This is a genomic window from Kitasatospora sp. NPDC057518, from assembly GCF_042802075.1.
Taxonomy (GTDB): domain Bacteria; phylum Actinomycetota; class Actinomycetes; order Streptomycetales; family Streptomycetaceae; genus Kitasatospora.
Genome location: NZ_JBHVEU010000013.1, coordinates 19,125 through 39,034, shown reverse-complemented (window position 1 = coordinate 39,034; position 19,910 = coordinate 19,125). Strand labels below are relative to the sequence as shown.

Here is a 19,910-nt window from a genome sequence, read left to right as displayed (position 1 = left end):
GGTGCGGGTGGGCGGTGTCGTCACCGTCCTTCCCGGGCGTGCCGGGCGATCTGCCGCAGGGCGGCGGCGAAGTCCTCGGCGGCCCGGCGGACGGCCCCGGTGCCGTGGACGGCGGGCCGGTGGTGCCAGGTGAAGGCGAGGCGTCCGTGCTGGGCCGCGCCGACCACCTCCAGCGGGTGGGAGCCGCCGTCCCGCGGGTCGTGGTCCTGGCCGAAGGAGCCGAGTTCGGCGCGGACCAGGCCGTCGCCGGCGGCCTCGGGCCGGGCGTCCCACTGGCCGAGGTAGTTGAAGACGACCTGGCCGTGGCCGCCGGCGGCGAGGCGCTCGCGGACCTCGGGCGTCCCGAAGGTGCGCAGGGCGCCGAAGCCCAGGCCGTTGCCGGGCACCGCGCGCAGCTGGCGGCGGACGGACTTCACCAGGGCGCGCCAGTCGCGGTCCGGGCCGGGCTCGGCGGGGTCGGGGACGTGGAAGGTGACGGGGTGGACGGTGGTGAACCAGCCGACCGTACGGGACAGGTCGACGCCGTCCAGCAGGTCCTCGCGGCCGTGCCCCTCCAGGTCCAGGCCGATCCGCTGCTGCCCGCTCCAGCGGGCCAGGGCGAGGGCGAGGGCGGCCAGCAGCACGTCGTTGACCCGGGTGCGGTAGGCGGCGGGGGCGGCGCGCAGCAGCGCCTCGGTGTCGGCCTCGTCGAGTTCGACGGTGACCGCCGCGGTCTCGGCACCGCCGGCACCGGAAGGGCCGCCGGGACCGGACGGACCGCCGGTCCCGGACGGGCTGCCGGGCAGGGCCGCCCGGGCGCCCACCGCCTCCTCCCAGTACGGGAGTTCGTGGTCCAGGCCGCCCTCGGCGACATGGGCGGCGAGCCGCTGCGCCCAGTCCCGGAAGGAGGTGCCGCGCTCCCCCAGGGTGACCGGCCCGCCCTGGACGGCCTGGCGGTGGGCGCTCTCCAGGTCGTCGCGCAGCACCCGCCAGGAGACGGCGTCGACGACCAGGTGGTGGGCGACCAGGAGCAGCAGGGCCGGGTGCTCCGGGTGGCCGGTGAACAGGGCTGCGCGCAGCAGCGGGCCGCGGGCCAGGTCGAAGCCGGCGTGCAGCTCGTCGGCGGCCTTGGCCATGGCCGCGTCGGCGGCCCCGGCGTCCTGCCCGGTCAGGTCGTGGTGGACCAGGAGGTCCTCGGCGGGGGCGGGCGGCGGGTTGAACTGGTGCCAGCCGGCCTCGTCGCGGGTGAAGCGCATCCGCAGGGCGTCGTGGTGTTCCAGCAGGGCGTCGAGCGCGGTGCGCAGCGCCGCCGGGTCGGGGTCGGCGGCGAGTTCGAGCAGGGTGGACTGGTTGAAGTGGTGGTGGGCGGCGCGCGGGGTGGTCAGGAACCACTCCTGGATGGGGGTGAGCGGGACGCCGCCGGTCACCGGGCCGTCGTCGGCGCGCTCGGTGGCGGTGCGTACGACGGTGGCCAGTTCGGCCACCGTCTGGTGGCTGAACAGGTCGCGGGTGGCCAGGTGCAGGCCGTCGCGGCGCAGCCGGGAGACCACCTGCATGCTGAGGATGGAGTCGCCGCCGAGCAGGAAGAAGTTGTCGTCGGCGCCGACCTCGTCGAGGCCGAGGACGTCGGCCCAGATCCGGGCGATCCGGCGTTCGAGGTCGGTCTCCGGCGCCCGGCCGGGGCCGGCCGCGGCCTGGGCGGGACCGGGGTCGGGCAGGGCCCGCCGGTCGAGCTTGCCGTTGGGGGTGAGCGGGAGCCGCTCCAGCGCGACGAAGGCCGAGGGGACGAGGTGCGGCGGCAGCGTCTCGGCGAGGTGGAGCCGCAGGTCGAGGGCTGGGGCGCCGGCGGTGGCGTCGGCGGGGACGACGTAGCCGACCAGCCGGCCGCCGCCCGGGCCGTCGGCGCGGACGGTGACGACGGCGTCGCGCACCAGGGGGCTGCGGCGCAGGGCGCTCTCGATCTCGCCGGGTTCGATCCGGAAGCCGCGCAGCTTGATCTGCTCGTCGGCGCGGCCGGCGAACCGGAGCTGGCCGTCGGCGGCGCGGCGGGCGAGGTCGCCGGTGCGGTACATCCGCTCGCCGGGGGCGCCGTACGGGTCGGGGAGGAAGCTCCGGGCGGTGAGGCCGGGGCGGCCGAGGTAGCCGCGGGCGAGGCCGGGGCCGGCCAGGTAGAGCTCCCCGGTGACGCCGGGCGGCACCGGCCGCAGGGCGGTGTCCAGGACGTACGCGCGGGTGGCGCCGCTGGGGCGGCCGATCGCGGGGCTGCCGCTGCCGGGGGCGAGCGGGCCGGTCCAGGTGGCGACGACGGTGGCCTCGGTGGGGCCGTAGGAGTTGACCATGCGCCGGCCAGGGGCCCAGGTGTCGACCAGGTCGGCCGGGCAGGCCTCGGCGCCGACGACCAGGGTGCGCAGCCCGGTCAGGGCCGCGGCGGTCTCGGGTTCCAGGGTGGCCAGGGCGGCCGGGGGGATCAGGGTGTGGCTGATCCGGCGGGCGGTCAGGGCCTCGGCGAGCCGTTCGCCGACCAGCGGCCCCTCCTCGCCGGTGACGAGGGCGGCGCCGGAGAGCAGCGAGATGCACAGTTCCAGGACGGAGGCGTCGAAGCTGGGCGAGGCGAACTGGAGCACCCGGTCGCCGGGGCCGACGGCGTACTGCTCGGCGGCGGCGGCCGCGAAGACGGCGAGGCCTCGGTGGGTGACCAGGACGCCCTTGGGCGTTCCGGTGGAGCCGGAGGTGTAGACGGCGTAGGCGGGGTGGGCGGGGGTGAGGGCGCTGGTGCGGTCGGCGTCGGTGGGCGCGGTGTCCGGGCCCTCGGCGGACCAGACCTGGGCCGGGTCGTCGAGCAGCAGGTGGGCGGCGGCGTCGCGGACCATGAACTCCCGCCGGGGCGCCGGGTAGTCGGGGTCGACGGGGAGGAAGGCGCCGCCGGCCTTCGCGACGGCGAGCTGGGCGACCACCATGGCCGCCGAGCGGGGCAGGGCGAGGGCGACCAGCCGCTCGGGGCCGACGCCGCGCCGGATGAGCTGGTGGGCCAGCCGGTTGGCGGCCCGGTCGAGGTCGGCGAAGCTCAGCTCCCGTTCGCCGTCGAGCAGGGCCGGTGCCCCGGGGGTGGCGGCGGCCCGGCGCTCGAACAGCTCGGGCAGGGTCGCCTCCGCCACCGGCCGGAAGCCGCCGTGCGGCTCGGCGGGCGACTCGTCCGGGCCGGCCAGCGGCAGCGCGCCGACGGCGCGGGACGGGTCCTCGGCGACGGCGGTGAGCAGGGTGGCGAGCTGGCCGGCCATCCGCTCGACGGTGGCCGGGTCGAACAGGTCGGTGTCGTAGGTGAACAGGCCGTGCAGGGCGCCGCTCGCGGTCTCGACGAACTCCAGCACCAGCTCGAAGGGCGTCCGTACCGCGTCGGGCTCGATGCCGGTCACGTCGAGGCCCGGGAGGTCGGGTTCGGCGGACGGCGCGTTCTGGAGCACCACGTGGACCTGGAACAGCGGGCTGCGGCTGGTGTCGCGCACCGGCTGGACTTCGTCGACCACCTTCTCGAAGGGCACGTCCTGGTGGGCGAAGGCGTCCAGGACGGTCTGCCGGACCTCGCCGAGGAGGGCGTCGAAGGGCTGTCCGGGCTCGACCCGGGAGCGCAGCACCAGGGTGTTGACGAAGAATCCGACGAGCCGCTGGACCTCGGGCCGGTGCCGGCCGGAGGTGATGGTGCCGACGGTGATGTCGGTGTCCCCGCAGAGCCGGGCCAGGTAGGCCTGGGCGGCGGCGACCAGGGTGGTGAACAGGGTGGCGCCGCGCCGCCGGCCGACCTCGGCCAGCCGGCGGGCGGTGTCGGCGGGCAGCTCCAGTCGGACGGTGGCGGCGTTGGCGGCGTTGGCGGTGCGCACCGCGGGCCGGGGCCGGTCGGTGGGCAGCTGCGGCGGGACCACGCCGGTCAGTCGGCCCTTCCAGTAGGCGAGCTGGTCCCCGGTGGGCGCCCCGGCGGTGCGCTGCCAGTGGGCGTAGTCGGCGTACTGCACCGGCAGGGGCGCCAACTCGGCTTCGGTGGCGCCGAGTTCGGCGCGGTAGAGGTGGGCCAGGTCGGTGAGCAGCACGCCGGTGGACCAGCCGTCGGTGACCATGTGGTGCAGGGTCAGCGCCAGCACGTGCTCGCGGTCGGCCAGCCGGGCCAGGGTGGCGCGCAGCAGTGGCCCGCGGCGCAGGTCGAAGGGGCGGGCGCGGTCGGCGGCGAGCAGGTCGCGCAGGGCCCGCGGCCGTTCGTCGGCGGGCCGCCCGGAGAGGTCGTGCAGCGGCAGCGGCACGGCGTGCGGCGGGTGGACCAGTTGGACGCCGTGGCCGTCGACGCTGTCGAAGGTGGTGCGCAGCGACTCGTGCCGGGCCGTCAGGGCGTCCAGGGCCGCGCCGAGGGCGCCGGTGTCGAGGGTGCCGCGCAACCGCAGCGCGAGCGCGACGTTCTCGGAGACGCCGGGCGTGAACTCCTCCAGGAACCAGAGGCGCTGCTGGGCGTGGGACATCGGGGCGGCGCCCGTGCGGGGCACCGGGACGACGGGCGGGCGGGCCGGGGCGGCGGGCTCCTCGGTGAGCAGCCGGGCCAGGCCGGCCGGGGTGGGGTGGTCGAAGACGGCGCGCGGGCCGAGCTCGGTGCCGAAGGCCTCGGTGAGGCGGGCGGCGAGCCGGATGCTGAGGATGGAGTCGCCGCCGAGGTCGAAGAAGCCCTCGTCGGTGCCGGGCGGGCGGATGCCGAGGACCTCGGCGAAGAGCTCGGTGGTGCGGCGTTCGGCCGCGGTGCGCGGTTCGACCCGCTCGCGGCGCCCGCCGGGCCGCTCCTCGGGGGCCGGGAGGGCGGCGCGGTCGACCTTGCCGTTGCGGCTGAGCGGGAGGGCGTCGAGCGGGACGAAGGCGGCCGGGACGAGGTAGTCGGGCAGGGCGCGGGCGGCGAAGTCCCGCAGTTCGCCGGGGTCGGGGGCGCCGTCGGTGCCGACGGCGTAGGCGACCAGCCGGCGGGCGCCGGGCCGGTCCTCGCGGACGACCACGGCGACATCGGCGACCAGCGGGTGGGCGGCCAGGGCGGCCTCCACCTCGGCGGGCTCGACCCGGAAGCCGCGGATCTTCACCTGGTCGTCCGCGCGGCCGAGGAACTCCACGGTGCCGTCCGGGCGGCGCCGGGCGAGGTCCCCGGTGCGGTACATCCGGGCGCCGGGCGGGCCGGAGGGGTCGGCGAGGAAGCGGGCGGCGGTCGCGCCGGGGCGGCCCAGGTAGCCGCGGGCCAGGCCCTCGCCGGCCAGGTAGAGCTCGCCCGCGCAGCCCGGCGGGACGGGCCGCAGCCGGGCGTCCAGGACGTGCGCCCGGCGGTCGTCCAGCGGGCGGCCGATCGGGACGGTGTCGGGCACCGCGGCGGCGTCCGACAGGGCGTGGGCGGTGGCGAAGGTGGTGGTCTCGGTGGGCCCGTAGCCGTCCACCACGGTCAGCCCGGGGCAGGCCGCCAAAACGCGGCGCACGGCGGCGGCGGGTACCACGTCGCCGCCGGTCCACAGGGTCCGCAGGCCGCCGAAGCAGTCCGGCGCGTCCTGGGCGAGCAGCCGGAACAGCCCTGCGGTGAGCCAGAGCGCCGTGGGCCCGTCGGGGCCGGCGAGGCGGCGCAGCAGCGCGGCGTCCACCGGCCCGTCGGGGGCGACGAGCACGCAGCCGCCGTTCAGCAGCGGCGCCCAGACCTCGAAGGTGGCGGCGTCGAAGGCGACCGGCGAGTGCAGCAGCACCCGGGCGCAGCGGCCGCCGGTGAAGCGGCTGTCGGTGGCGAGCGAGGCGACGTCGCGGTGGCGGACGGCGACGGCCTTGGGCTCGCCGGTGGAGCCGGAGGTGTACATCACGTACGCCAGCCGGTCCGGGTCTGCGGGCGGCAGGTCCGGGGCGGCCGCCCCGTCGCGGGCGGCGGCGACCTGTCCGGCGGTCAGGGTCACGGCCGCGCCGGCCCGCTCCAGCAGGGTGCGGCGGCGCTCCTCGGGGGCGCGCCGGTCGACGGGCAGGTAGGCGCCGCCGGCCTTGAGGACGGCCAGCTGGGCGACGACGAGTTCGGTGCCGCGGTCCATCGCCAGTGCGACCCGGTCCTCGGGGGCCAGGCCGTCGGCGAGCAGCCGGGCGGCCAGCCGGTCGGACCAGTCGTCCAGCCCGCGGTAGCTCAGCTCGCGCCCGCCCTCGCGCACGGCGGGGGCGTCGGGGGTGCGGCGGACCTGTTCGGCGAAGATCCGCAGCGGGCTGCGCGGCTCCGGCGGGCGGGCGGTGGCGTGCCAGGAGGCGAGCAGGTCGCGGTCGGCCGGGGTGAGCGGGTCCAGTGCGGCGAGGTCGCCGTCCAGGCCGTCGGCGAGGGCGGTCAGCAGCAGGGCGAGGCGGTCGGCGGCGTCCCGGGCCGTCCGCTGGTCGAAGAGCGCGGGGTCGTACGCCAGGTCGAAGGCGAGCTGTCCGCTCAGGTGGGCGCGCAGGCACCAGGGGAAGGTGGTGGCGTCGTCGGCGCGCACCTCGACCACCCGGACGCCGGTGCGGTCCGCGGCGGACTCGTCGACGGGGTAGTTCTCGAACACCAGCATGCTGTCGAACAGCGGCTCCCCGGCGGGCAGTTCGCTCAGGCCCTGGATCCGGGTCAGCGCCAGGTGGTCGTGGCCGCGGCCCTCGCTCTGGCGGTCCTGGAGGTCGCGCAGCCAGGGCAGCACGCCGCCCGAGGGGATGCGGACCCGGGCGGGCACGGTGTTGATGAACAGCCCGATCATCGTCTCGACGCCGGGCAGTTCGGCCGGGCGCCCGGAGACGGTGGTGCCGAAGACGACGTCCGCGGTGCCGCCGTAGCGGGCCAGCAGCAGCGCCCAGGCGCCCTCGACCAGGGTGTTGACGGTCAGTCCGGCGGCGGCGGCGTTCTCCCGCAGCCGGGCGGAGGCCGCCTCGTCCAGGACGCGGTGGACGGCGGCAGTGGAGCGGGCCCGGTGGGCCCCGGCGGGGCGGCGGTCGTAGGGCAGCGCGGTCCGTTCGGTGAACCCGGCCAGCGCGGCGCTCCAGTGCTCCTCGGCGGCCCGCCCGTCCTGCTCGCGCAGCCAGGCCAGGAAGTCCGCGAACGGGCGGCGGACGGGGCGGGGCGCCTGCGGGCCGCCGGTCAGCGCGGCGTACTCCTCGCAGACCTCGGTGAGCAGCTGGCCGGTGCTCCAGCCGTCCAGGATCACGTGGTGGGTGGACCAGAGCAGCAGCACCTCCTCGTCGGGCAGCGCGGCCAGGACGAGGCGGGTGAGCGGCGCGGTGCCCAGGTCCAGGCCGGCGGCCCGCTCCTCGGCGAGCAGCCGCTCGGTCTCCTCGGCCCGCCGTTCGGGCGTCAGGGCGCGCCAGTCGAGGTGGCGGACGGGCAGGGCGGCGCGGCGCGCGACCAGCTGGACGGGGTGCGGCAGGCCGCGCCAGTGCACGGCGGTGCGCAGCGCCGGGGTGCGGTCGGCGACCTGCTGCCAGGCGGCGGCGAAGGCCGCCGGGTCGCCGACGCCGGCCAGCCGGACGGCGATCCGGTCCACGTAGGCGCCGTCCTCGTCGACCAGGCCGTGGAAGAGCATGCCCGACTGGAGCGGGGTCAGCGGCAGCACGTCCGCGACCTCGCGGCCGTCGCCGACCAGGCCGTCCAGCCGTTCCTGGTCGAGGCCGGCCAGCGGGAAGTCGGACGGGGTGCGGCCGCCGGCGCCGGGGCCCGCGCAGTGCTCGGCCAGCTCGCGCAGCGCCTGGAGGGTCTGCTCGGCGAGGGCGCGGACGGCGGCCTCCTCGTAGACCTCCGCCGGGTAGGTCCAGCCCAGTTCGAGCCGGCCGTCCTGGACGGCCCCGATGACGTCGAGCAGGTAGGGGCGGGGCTCATCGGGGTCGGTGTCGCGCCCGGCCGGGGGCAGCGAGCCGCGCAGCAGCCCGTCGGCGCCGGTGCGGGTGTCCCACTGGCCGTGGTAGTTGAAGCCGACCTGCGGCGCGGCCGCGCCCTCCGGGAGGGCGGACGGGAGCAGGTGGCGCAGCGCGCCGTGGCTGAGTCCGCGCAGCGGGACGGCGCGCAGCTGCTCCTTGACCGAGCGCAGGGTGTGGTGCCAGCCCGCCTCGGGGTCGACGCACAGGGCGAGCGGGAACTCGGCGGTGAACCAGCCGACCGTCCGGGAGAGGTCCTGGTCGGGGAAGAGGTCCTCGCGGCCGTGGCCCTCCACCCCGATCAGCACCGTGTCCCGGCCGCACCAGCGGGCCAGGGTGCGGCCGAGGGCGCTGAGCAGGACGTCGTTGACCTGGGTGCGGTAGACCTCCGGGACGCGGCGCAGCAGCGCCCCGGTGGTCGCCTCGTCCAGCGTCACGGTGACGGTGGCGGCGGCGCCGTGGGTGTTGGCGCCCGGGCGCCCGGCGGGCAGTCCGGCCGGGGCCTCGCCGGTGCGGGTCCAGTACGCGGTGTCGCCGTCCAGGGCGCCGGAGCGGGTGTGCCGCTCCAGCCGGGCGGCCCACCGGGTGTAGGAGGTGCCCGGCTCCGGCAGCCGGACGGGCGCGCCGGTGCGGGCGGCCTGGTGGGCGGCTTCGAGGTCGGCCAGCAGGATGCGCCAGGAGACGCCGTCCACGGCCAGGTGGTGGATCGTCAGCACGAGCTGGCCGGGCCGGCCGGCGCCGCCGTCGAAGTACAGGGCGCGCAGCATCCGGCCCTGGAGCGGGTCGAGGGAGCGCTGGGCCTCCTCGGCGGCCCGCTGCACCTCCGTCTCCAGGACGGTCCGGTGGTGGGTGAAGACACCGTCCGGCGCCTGCTCCCGGACCTCCTGGTGCCAGCCTCCCTCGCCGTGGCGGAAGCGGGTGCGCAGCGCCGGGTGGTGCTCCACCAGCGCGAGCACCGCCTGCCGCAGCGCCGCCGGGTCGGTGTCCGGGGCCAGCACCAGCCGCTGGGTCATGGTGAAGCGCAGCGCCTCGCCGGGGCGGCGCCCGTCGAGGTACCAGTGCTGGATCGGGGTGAGCGGGGCCTCGGCGGGCTCGGCCTCGTCCGCTTCCGTCCGTACGGTCGACTCCCCGGCGCAGAGGGCGAGTTCGGCGACGTTCTGGTAGCGGAAGACGTCCTTGGTGGTGAGGGCGAGTCCGGCGGCGCGGGCCCGGGAGACGATCTGGATGCTGAGGATGGAGTCGCCGCCGAGCGCGAAGAAGTTGTCCCGGGCGCCGACCCGCCGCACGCCCAGCACCTCGGCCCAGATCGCGGCGAGCCGCTCCTCGGTGCCGGGGCGCGGGGCGACGTACGGGGTGGTGCGGTCCGGCTGGGCGGGCGGGGCGGGCAGGGCGCGCCGGTCGGTCTTGCCGCTGGTGGTGCGCGGGACGCGGGCGAGCGGGACGAACGCGGTGGGCACCAGGTGGTCGGGCAGGGTGCGCCGCAGCCAGGCGCGCAGCTCCTCGGCGGGCGGCACCCGGTCGCCGGCCGGCACCGGGTAGCCGACCAACAGGGTCCGGCCGCCCTGTTCGCGGGCGGCGACGGCGCAGTCCGCGAGGTCGGGGTGGGTCAGCAGGGCGGCCTCGACCTCGCCGGGCTCGATCCGGAAGCCGCGGATCTTGACCTGGTCGTCGGCCCGGCCGAGGAACTCCAGCTGCCCGGCGGCGTCCCAGCGGGCGAGGTCGCCGGTGCGGTACATCCGGGTGCCGGGGGCGCCGTACGGGTCGGCGAGGAAGCGGCCGGCGGTGAGCCCGGGCCGGCCGAGGTAGCCGCGGGCGACCTGCCGACCGGCCAGGTACAGCTCCCCCGGCATGCCGGGCGGCACCGGGCGCAGCGCGTCGTCCAGTACGTAGGCGGTGACGCCGCGGCCCGGCTGGCCGATCACCGGGCGCCCGGGGTGGTCGGCGCAGCGGGCGTAGGCGGCGTCGACGGTGCACTCGGTGGGCCCGTACAGGTTGTAGACGGTGACGCCGAGTCGGGCCCGGACCTCGGCCAGCTCCCGCCAGGTGGCGGCGGGGATCGCCTCGCCGCCGAGCTGGAGCAGCCGGGGGTGGTGCGGGGCGGGGCCGAACAGTCCGGCGGCGGTGAGTTCGCGCAGGTAGGAGGGGGTGACGTTGACGACGTCGAGCCGCTGCTCGACGATCCTGGCGCAGAAGGCCTGCGGGTCCAGCCGGACGTCCTCGTCGATCAGGTGGAGCTCCTGGCCGGAGACCAGCAGCAGCGGGCCCTCCCAGCTGGTGTCGAAGGAGAGGGAGGCGCTGAGGGCGACCTTCAGCCGGGCGCCGTCGGCGGTGTGCGGGGCGAGCATCCCCTCCCGGTGGTCGCGGCAGAGGTTGACCAGCTGGCGGTGCTCGACGACCACGCCCTTGGGGCGGCCGGTGGAGCCGGAGGTGTGGATCAGGTAAGCGGCGTTCCCCGGCAGGAGCGGGGCGGTCCGCTCGGCGTCGGTCAGGTCGTGGCCGGGCAGGGCGTCCCAGGGCACCTCGCGCAGGTCCCGCTCGGTCAGCACCGTGCGCGGCCGGGTGTCCGCCAGCAGCAGGGCGGCCCGCTCCTCGGGCAGGTCCGGGTCGACGAACTGGAGGACGGCCCCGGCCTTGAGCACCGCGAACAGCGCCACCACCAGGTCGGAGGTGCGCGGCAGCCGGACGGCGACCACCTGCTCCGGGCCGGCGCCGAGGGCCGTCAGGTGGCGGGCGAGCCGGTTGGCCCGGGCGTTGAGGGCGGCGTAGTCCAGCGTGGCGTCCCGGGCGACCAGCGCGGTGGCGTCCGGGGTGCGGGCGGCCTGCTCCTCGAACAGGGCGGTGAAGGTGGTGTCCGGCCCGGGCAGCGGCTCGCCCCGGCCCTGGCGCAGCACCTGCCGCCGCTCGTCCCCGCTCATCAGCGGCAGCTCGCCGACGGCCGTCCCGGGCGCCTCGGCGACGGCCGCCAGCAGGGTGGTCAGCCGGTCGGCCAGCTGCTCGGCGGTCCGCGCGTCGAACAGCCCGGTGCTGTACTCCAGGTAGCCGGTCAGGCCGCCGTCGTGCTCGGCGAAGTCGAAGGAGAGGTCGAAGGCGGCGCTGCGGACCGGCGGGGTGACGGGTTCGACCGTCAGGCCGGGCAGCGGGGGCGTCTCGGCGCCGAGGTTGTGCAGTGCCACCATCACCTGGAACAGCGGGGTGCGGCTGGTGTCGCGCTCCGGCTGGAGGGCGTCCACCAGCCGTTCGAAGGGCACCTCCTGGTGGGCCAGGGCGTCCAGCACGGTGTGCTGGGCGGCGGTCAGCAGCTCGTGGAAGGTCAGTTCGGGGCGGACGTCGCCGCGCAGCACCAGGGTGTTGACGAACATGCCGACCACGTCGTGGAGTTCGCCCTGCTCGCGGCCGGAGGTGACGGTGCCGACGGCGACGTCGCGCTGCCCGGACCAGCGGGCCAGCAGCACCTGGCAGGCGGCCAGCAGGACGGTGTAGAGGGTGCCGTCGGCCTCGCGGCCGCGCTCGCGCAGCCGGGCGGTGAGCTCGGCGGGAAGCGTGAAGGTCGTCAGCGCGCCCTCCCGGGTGCGCACCGCGGGGCGCGGCCGGTCGGTGGGCAGTTCCAGCGGGGCCAGGCCGTCCAGGGCCCGGCGCCAGTGGTCGAGGTCGGCCTCGGCGGCGGCGGTGCGGGTGCGCTGCCAGGCCGCGTAGTCGGTGTACCGGACGGGCAGCGCGGGCAGCCGCGGGCTCCGCCGTTCGAGGGCGGCGGCGTACAGCTCGCCGAGGTCGCGGCCGAGTACGCCCATCGACCAGCCGTCGGTGGCGATGTGGTGCACCGCCAGGGCGAGGACGTGCTCCTCGGCGGCCGTCCGGGCCAGGTGGGCGCGGAGCACGGGGCCTTCGGCGAGGTCGAAGGGGGCGGTGGCGATCCGCTCCAGGTGGGCGTCCAGCTCCGCCGCCGGGACGTCCGCGCAGGGCAGCTCGACGGGGTGCGGCGGGCGCACCACCTGCCGGGCCCGGCCGTCCCGTTCGGCGTACGTGGTGCGCAGCGCCTCGTGCCGCTCGACCAGGGCGTCCAGGGCGGCGCCCAGGGCGGCCCGGTCGAGGGCGCCGCGCAGCCGCAGCACGGACAGCGAGGTGTACTCGGTGCTGCCGGGCTCGAAGCGGTCGAGGAACCAGAGCCGCTGCTGGGCGTAGGAGAGCGGCGCCTCGGCCGCCGGGTCGGCGGCGGGGATGACGGCCGGTGCGGCGCCGGGGCGGGGTGCGCCGAGCGCCTCGGCCAGGTCGGCGAGCACGGGGTGGGTGAACAGCACCCGGGGCGAGAGGTCGGCGGCGCCGAAGGCGGCGCGCAGCCGGGCGGTGACCCGTACGGCGAGGATGGAGTCCCCGCCGAGGGCGAAGAAGTCGTCCTCGGCGCCGACCGCGCCGGTGTCCAGGACCTCCGCCCAGGCCTCGGCGACCAGCCGCTCGGCGGGGGTGCGGGGCGCGGTGCGCTCGCGGCCGGCCGCGAAGCCGTCCGGGCCGGGCACCGGCAGGGCGCGCCGGTCGAGCTTGCCGTTGGGGGTGAGCGGCAGGGCGGCCAGCGGGACGTAGGCGGCGGGCACCAGGTAGGCGGGGAGCAGGCGTTCCAGGTGGGCGCGCAGCTCGGCGGCGCCGGGCGGCCGGGCCGGGTCCTCCCCGACGAGGTGGGCGACCAGCCGGCGGGTGCCGGTGGCGTCCTCGTGGACGCCGACGGTGGCCAGGGCGACGCCCGGGTGGGTCTGGAGGGCGGCCTCGATCTCGCCGGGTTCGATCCGGTAGCCGCGGATCTTGACCTGCTGGTCGGCGCGGCCCAGGTAGCGCAGGGTGCCGTCGGCCTGCCAGCGGGCCCGGTCGCCGGTGCGGTACATCCGGGTGCCGGGGGCGCCGAAGGGGTCGGCGAGGAAGCGGCCGGCGGTCAGGCCGGGCCGGTTGAGGTAGCCGCGGGCCAGCCCCTCGCCCGCCACGTACAGTTCGCCGACGGCGCCCGGGGGCACCGGGGCGAGGTCGCCGTCGAGCACGTACAGCCGCAGGTCGGCGATGCCGGTGCCGATCGGGCCGGGGCCGCCGGCGGTGGCGGTCGCCGGGTCCAGCGCGGTGTGGGTGACGTGCACGGTGGTCTCGGTGATGCCGTACATGTTCACCAGGCGCGGCGCGTCCTCGGGGTGGCGCCGGTACCAGTCGGCGAGCCGGGTGACGTCCAGCGCCTCGCCGCCGAAGACCACCGTGCGCAACGCCAAGCGGGCTGATATGTCCGGGAGTTCGGCGTCGGCGCGGGCCAGCTGGTGGAACGCGGACGGGGTCTGGTTGAGGACGGTGACCCGCTCGTCGGCGAGCAGCCGCAGGAAGTCCTCCGGGGAGCGGGCGGTGTCCTCGGGCACCACGACGAGCCGGCCGCCGTGCAGCAGCGGGCCCCACAGCTCCCAGACCGAGAAGTCGAAGGTGTAGGAGTGGAAGAGCGTCCAGACGTCCTCGGCGCCGAAGCCGAACAGCTCGCGGGTCTGCTCGAACAGCCGGACCACGTTGGCGTGCGGCACCACGACGCCCTTGGGGCGGCCGGTGGAGCCGGAGGTGAAGATGGCGTAGGCGGGGCTGTCGGGCAGCGGGCGGTGCCCGGCGCCGAGCGGGCCGGCCGGGCGGCGGGCCAGGTCGGCGCGCACCGCGGGGTCGGCCAGGGCGAGGACGGGGACCTCGACGCCGGTCGGATCCGCCGGGGGCTCCAGGGTGACCAGGGCCACCGGGGCGGCGTCGCGCAGCAGTTCGGCGCGGCGTTCGGCGGGCAGGCCCGGGTCGAGCGGCAGGTAGGCCGCGCCGGTCTTGAGGACGGCGAGGACGGCCACCACGAGGTCGGCGGTGCGGGGCAGCGCCAGGGCGACGTACCGCTCGCGGGCGGCGCCGAACCCGGCCAGCCGGTGGGCGAGCCGGTCGGCCCGGGCGTCCAGCTCGGCGTAGTCGAGGTGCTCCCCGCCGCAGGTGACGGCCTCGGCCCGCGGGGTGCGGGCGGCCCGCTCCTCGAACAGGTCGACCAGGGTGCGCGCGGGCCGGCCCTGCGCGGTGCCGTTCCAGTCGACCAGCAGCCGGCGGCGCTCCTCCTCGGTGGTCCAGGCCAGCGCGCGCAGCGGGCGGTCCAGCCCGGCGGCCAGCTCGGTGAGCAGCAGCCGCAGCCGCCCGGCGAGGGCGTCCACCGTCGCGGCGTCGAACAGCTCCGGGTCGTAGGCGAGGTCGAAGCCGACCTGCCCGCCCTGGTAGGCGCGCAGCACCAGCGGGAAGCTGGTGGCGTCCCGGGAGGAGACCTCGGCCAGGCGCACCCCGGTGCCGGCGGCGCGGGCGTCGTCGAAGGGGTAGTTCTCGAAGGCGACGATGCTGTCGAACAGCGCGCTGCCAGAGGGGACGTCGCTGAAGCCGGTGAGTTCGGCGAGCGAGACCGCCGAGTGCCGGCGGGCCTCGGCCTGGTCCGCCTGGAGCTCCCGCAGCCAGTCGGCGGCGGTGCGCTCGCCGTCCACCCGGACCCGGGTGGGCAGGGTGTTGATGAACATGCCGATCATCGACTCGACGCCGGGCAGCTCCTCGGGCCGGCCGGAGACGGTGGTGCCGAACAGCACGTCCGGCTCGCCGCTGTAGCGGGACAGCAGCAGCGCCCAGGCGCCCTGCACCACGGTGCCGAGGGTAAGCCCGGACTGCCGTGCGGTGCGGGCGAGTTGCTCGGAGACCTGCTCGGACAGGGCGGCGCTGAGGCTGCCCGCCGAGCGGGCCCGGTGGGCCTCGCGCCGCGCCCGGTCGGCGGGCAGCGGGGTGGCGGTGGCGAAGCCGTCCAGGACGGACCGCCAGTGGGCCCGGGCGGCCCCGGCGTCCTGCCCGGCCAGCCAGTGCACGTAGTCGGCGAAGGGCCGGCGCACCGCCGGGGCGGGGGCGGCGCCGGTGGTGAGCGCCGCGTACTCGGCGAACACGTCGGTGAGCACCTGGGCGAGGCTCCAGCCGTCCAGGACCAGGTGGTGGGAGGTCCACAGCAGCTGGACCCGGGCCTCGGGCAGCCGGACCAGGGTGAGCCGGGTGAGCGGGGCGGTGGCGATGTCCAGGCCGAGGGCGAGGTCCTCGGCCTTCAGCCGCTCCAGCCGTTCGGCGCGCTCGGCCGGGTCGACGGCCCGCAGGTCGAGGTGGGTCACCGGCAGCCGGACGCCCCGGCGCACCACCTGGAGCGGGGCGGGCACGCCCTCCCAGACCACGGAGGTGCGCAGCGCGGGCGTACGGTCGGCGACCCGCTGCCAGGCCAGGGCGAGGGCGTGCGGGTCGGCGACGCCCTCCAGCAGCAGGGCGGCCTGGTCGAGGTAGACGTCGTCCTCGCCGCCGACCAGGCGGTGGAAGAGCATGCCCTCCTGGAGCGGGGTGAGCGGCAGCAGGTCCGTCACGTCCCGGCCGTCGCCGACCAGCCGGTCCAGCGCGGCCTGGTCGAGGCCGGCCAGCGGGAAGTCGGAGGGGGTGCGGCCGCCGGCGCCGGGGCTCGCGCAGTGCTCGACGATGCCGGTGAGCGCGGCGGCGGTGGCCTCGGCCAGGGCCCGGACGGTCTCCTCCCGGTGCACCCGGTCGCTGTAGTGCCAGGTGAGTTCCAGCTCGCCGTCGGCGACGACGGCGGAGACGTCGAGCAGGTGGTCCAGCGGCTCGTCGGGGGCGAGGTCGCGGCCGGGGGCCTGCCCGGCGGGGGCGAAGTCGCCGCCCTCGGGGGCGGTCCACTGGCCGTGGTAGTTGAAGCAGACCTGCGGCAGCGGACGGTCCCTCAGCGCGGCGGCCGAGCCGAGCCGGGCGAGGGCCTCGTAGCCCAGGCCCCGGCGGGGCACGGCGCGCAGCCGCTCCTTGACCCGCTTGAGGGTGGCGGCCCAGTCCGTCCCTTCCGGCAGGTCCAGGGTGACGGGGTACTGGGTGGTGAACCAGCCGACGGTGCGGGAGAGGTCGAGGCCGTCGAAGAGGTCCTCGCGGCCGTGGCCCTCCAGGGCGACGGCGACCCGCCCGGTGCCGGTCCAGTCGGCGAGGGCCCGGCCCAGCGCGCTGAGCAGCACGTCGTTGACCTGGGTCCGGTAGGCCTCGGGGACCTTCCGCAGCAGCGCCTCGGTGGTGGCCCGGTCGAGCCGGTGGCGCAGGGTGCGCACCGAGCCGGCGGTGGGGGTGCCGGGCAGGTCGACGGGCAGCGGCCCGGCGGGGGCGGCGGTCTCGGCGGTCCAGTACGGCAGGTCCGCGTCCAGGCCGCCGGTCCGGACGAGTTCGGCGAGCCGGTGGGCCCAGTCGGTGAAGGCGGTGGGCTCGGGCGCCGGGTCGGGGGTGCGGCCCTCGGCGGCCTGCCGGTAGGCCTGTGCCAGGTCGGCGAGCAGGACCCGCCAGGACACGCTGTCGACGGCCAGGTGGTGGGCGGTCAGGAGGAGTTGGGGCCGGGCACCGTCGGCGGGCCGGAACAGGACGGCGCGCAGCAGCGCCCCGGTGGCCGGGTCCAGCTCGGCGCGGGCGGCCTCGGCGGCCGCCTCCCGTTCCGCCTCCCGGTCGCCGGCGGGGTCGGTGGCCGGGTCGAGGGCGGTCAGCAGCGCTCCGGCGTCCGCGGCCGGCTCCTGCCGCCAGCCGTCCCCGGTGCGGGTGAAGCAGGTGCGCAGCGCCGGGTGGGCGGCCACCAGCGCGCCCAGTGCCCGGTCCAGCGCGGCTTCGTCCAGCCCGTACGGCAGGTCGAGCAGCATCGACATGGTGAAGTGCCGCAGCGGGCCGTGGGCGGCGAAGAACCACTCCTGGACGGGGGTCAGCGGGGCGGGCCCGTCCTGGTGGTGGCGCGGCGCGGGGGCGGCCGGCGGCTCGGCGGTGCGGGCCGCGGCGGCCAGGTCGGCGACGGTCTGGTGGCGGAAGACGTCCTGGGAGCCGATCCGCAGGCCCGCCGCACGGGCCCGGGAGACGGCCTGGATGCTCAGGATCGAGTCGCCGCCGAGTTCGAAGAAGTTGTCGGTGACGCCGACCCTGGGCACGCCCAGCACCTCGGCCCAGATGGCGGCGAGGGTCTCCTCCTCGGGGGTGCGCGGGGCGGTGAACTCCCCTTCCCGGACGTCGGTTTCGGGGGCGGGCAGGGCGCGGCGGTCGAGCTTGCCGCTGGTGCCGAGCGGCAGGGCGTCGAGCACGGTGAAGGAGGACGGCACCAGGTGGTCGGGCAGCACCCGGCGCAGGGCGGCGCGCAGGGCGGCGGCGGGGCGGGCGGCGCCGTCGGCGAAGACCAGGTAGGCGGCCAGCCGGTGGTGGCCGTGGGCGTCGGGGACGGCGGCCACGGCGGCGGCGCGGACCTCGGGCAGGTCGAGCAGGGCCGCCTCGATCTCGCCGGGTTCGATCCGGTGGCCGCGCACCTTGACCTGGTCGTCGGCGCGGCCGAGGTACTCCAGGCGCCCGTCGGCCGTCCAGCGGGCCAGGTCGCCGGTGCGGTACATCCGGGTGCCGGGCGGGCCGTACGGGTCGGCGGTGAAGCGGGCGGCGGTCAGGCCGGGGCGGCCGTCGTAGCCGCGGGCGACCTGCTCGCCGGCCAGGTGGAGCTCACCGCTGACCCCGGGCGGCACGGGCTGGAGCCGGCCGTCCAGGACGTAGGCGCGGACGTTGGGCAGCGGGCGGCCGATCAGCGGCCGGTCCCCGCCGTCGATCCGGCAGGCGATGGCGTCGACGGTGCACTCGGTGGGGCCGTAGTAGTTGTAGGCGGCCGTCTCCGGGCGGGCGGCGAGCTCGCGCCAGAGCCGGGGGGCGACCGCCTCGCCGCCGAGCATCAGCACCCGGGGGCGGTGGCGGGGGTCGTCGAGCAGCCCGGCGGGCAGCAGTTGGCGCAGGTAGGAGGGGGTGAGGTCGAGGAAGTCGATCCGGTGGCGGACGACGTACTCGACCAGGGCGGCCGGGTCCATCCGGGTGGTCTCGTCGACGAGGTGCAGCGGGTGGCCGTCCGCGAGCAGCAGCAGGCCCTCCAGCGAGGTGTCGAAGGAGAAGGAGGCGGTCAGGGCGACGTTCAGCGGGCCGCCGCCCGCGTCGGCGACGAAGCCGGCCCGGTGGGCGGCGAGCAGGTGGGCCAGGGCGCGGTGCGGGACGCTGACGCCCTTGGGGCGACCGGTGGAGCCGGAGGTGTAGAGCACGTACGCGGGGGTCGCGAGGTCCGGCGTGGGAAGGACGACGTCGACCGGGTCGTCGTTGCCCAGCAGGTCGCGCAGGGTGTCCTCGTCCAGGAACAGGGCCGGCCCGGCGTCCTCGAGCACGTAGACGACCCGCTCCCAGGGCAGCGCCGGGTCGAGCGGCAGGTAGCCGGCGCCGACCTTCCAGACCGCGAGGACGGCCACCACCAGGTCGGCGGTGCGCGGCAGTCGCAGCGCGACCAGCCGTTCGGGGCCGGCGCCGGTGGTGGCCAGCCGGCGGGCGAGCCGTTCGGCGCGGGCGTCCAGTTCGGCGTAGTCGAGGCGCTCCTCCCCCGCGACCAGGGCCAGGGCGTGCGGGGTCCGTTCGGCCCGGCGCCGGAGCAGCTCCGGCAGGCTGACGGCCTCGACGGGCAGCTCGGTGGCGTTCCAGCCCCGGGTGACCTGCTCGGTCTCCCGCGCGGAGAGCAGCGGCAGGGTGGCGAGCGGGCGGTCCGGTTCGGCGGCGGCGCCCTCCAGCAGGCGCAGCAGCTGCTCGGCCATCCGGCCCGCGGTGGGGGCGTCGAAGAGGTCGGCGCGGTACTCCAGGACGCCGGTGAGCGCCTCGCCGTCGGGGACGAACTCCACGCTGAGGTCGAAGGTGGCGGCCTGCCGGGGCACGGTGACCGGGGCGGTGGCGAGTCCGGGCCGGTCCCCGGCGGTGGGCGGGGCGGGGTGCAGCAGCACCAGGACGTCGAACAGCGGGTTGCGGCCGGCCTCGCGGGGCGCGCCGACCGCCTCGACGATCCGTTCGAAGGGCGTGTCGCCGTGCGCGAGGGCGTCGTTGCCGGTCTCGGTGGCGGCGGCGAGCAGCTCGCGGAAGGAGGCGTCGGGCGCCACCCGGGTGCGCAGCACCACCGTGTTGACGAAGCAGCCGACGGCCCGTTCCAGCTCGGTGCGGGTGCGCCCGGCCATCAGCGAGCCGACGGTGACGTCCTGCTGGCCGGACCAGCGGGCGAGCAGCGCCTGGGTGCCGGCCACCAGCGCGGTGTTGAGGGTGCCGTGCTGCTCGGTCGCGAGGGCGCGCAGCCGGGCGGTGAGCGGCGCGGGGACGGTGAAGGTGTGCAGGCCGCCGGGGCCGGCCTCCTCGCCGCGCCGCGGGTGGTCCAGCGGCAGGTCGGACGGCACGGCGCCGGCCAGCTTCTCCCGCCAGTGGGCGAGCTGCCGCTCCAGCCGGTCGCCGGCGAGCTGCTCGCGCTGCCAGGCCGCGAAGTCCGGGTACTGGGCGGCGACTTCGGGCAGTGCGGGGTCGGCGCCACGGACCAGGGCCTCGTAGGCGGTGCACAGTTCGTCCAGGACGACGCCCATCGACCAGCCGTCGGTGACGATGTGGTGGGCGGTCAGCTGCAGGACGTGGGCGTGCGGCGTCTCGGCGACCAGCAGGGCGCGCAGCAGCGGCCCCCGTTCGAGGTCGAAGGGCCGGGAGTACTCCTGGAGCAGGACGGCGTCCAGGCTCTCGCCCTCGGCCGGTTCGCGGACCGGCAGCTCCACCGGCCCGGGCTCCCGGACGGTCGGCACCGGCCGGCCGTCGCTCTCCGCGAAGGTGGTGCGCAGCGCCTCGTGGCGCGCCACCACGGCGGTCAGCGCCGCGGCGAGCGCGGTGCGGTCCAGCTCGCCGGTGAAGCGCAGGGCGACGGCGCTGTTGTAGCGCGGGTCCCCGGGGCGCAGCCGGTCGAGGAACCAGAGCCGCTGCTGGACGAAGGACGGCGGCAGCGGACGGCCGCGGTCGGCGCGCGGGATGGCCCGCTCGGCGGCGGCCCCGTCGCCGCCGGACCGGCCGGCCAGCCGCCGGCGCAGGGCTTCGCGCAGGTCGGCGGGCAGGGCCGCGGCGCGGTCCCGCTTCGAGGGCGTCGGAGGCGTCGAAGGCGTCATGGT

General features: G+C 77.4%; 1 protein-coding gene. It reads right to left on the bottom strand.

What is annotated here, in order from left to right:
* Positions 1-20 precede the first annotated feature (20 nt).
* Positions 21-19,907 (bottom strand): non-ribosomal peptide synthase/polyketide synthase, encoded by a 19,887-nt coding sequence (locus tag ACFU7Z_RS02625; protein ID WP_380775501.1) that lies wholly within the window; start codon positions 19,905-19,907, stop codon positions 21-23.
* Between the last annotated feature and the right edge of the window lie 3 nt (positions 19,908-19,910).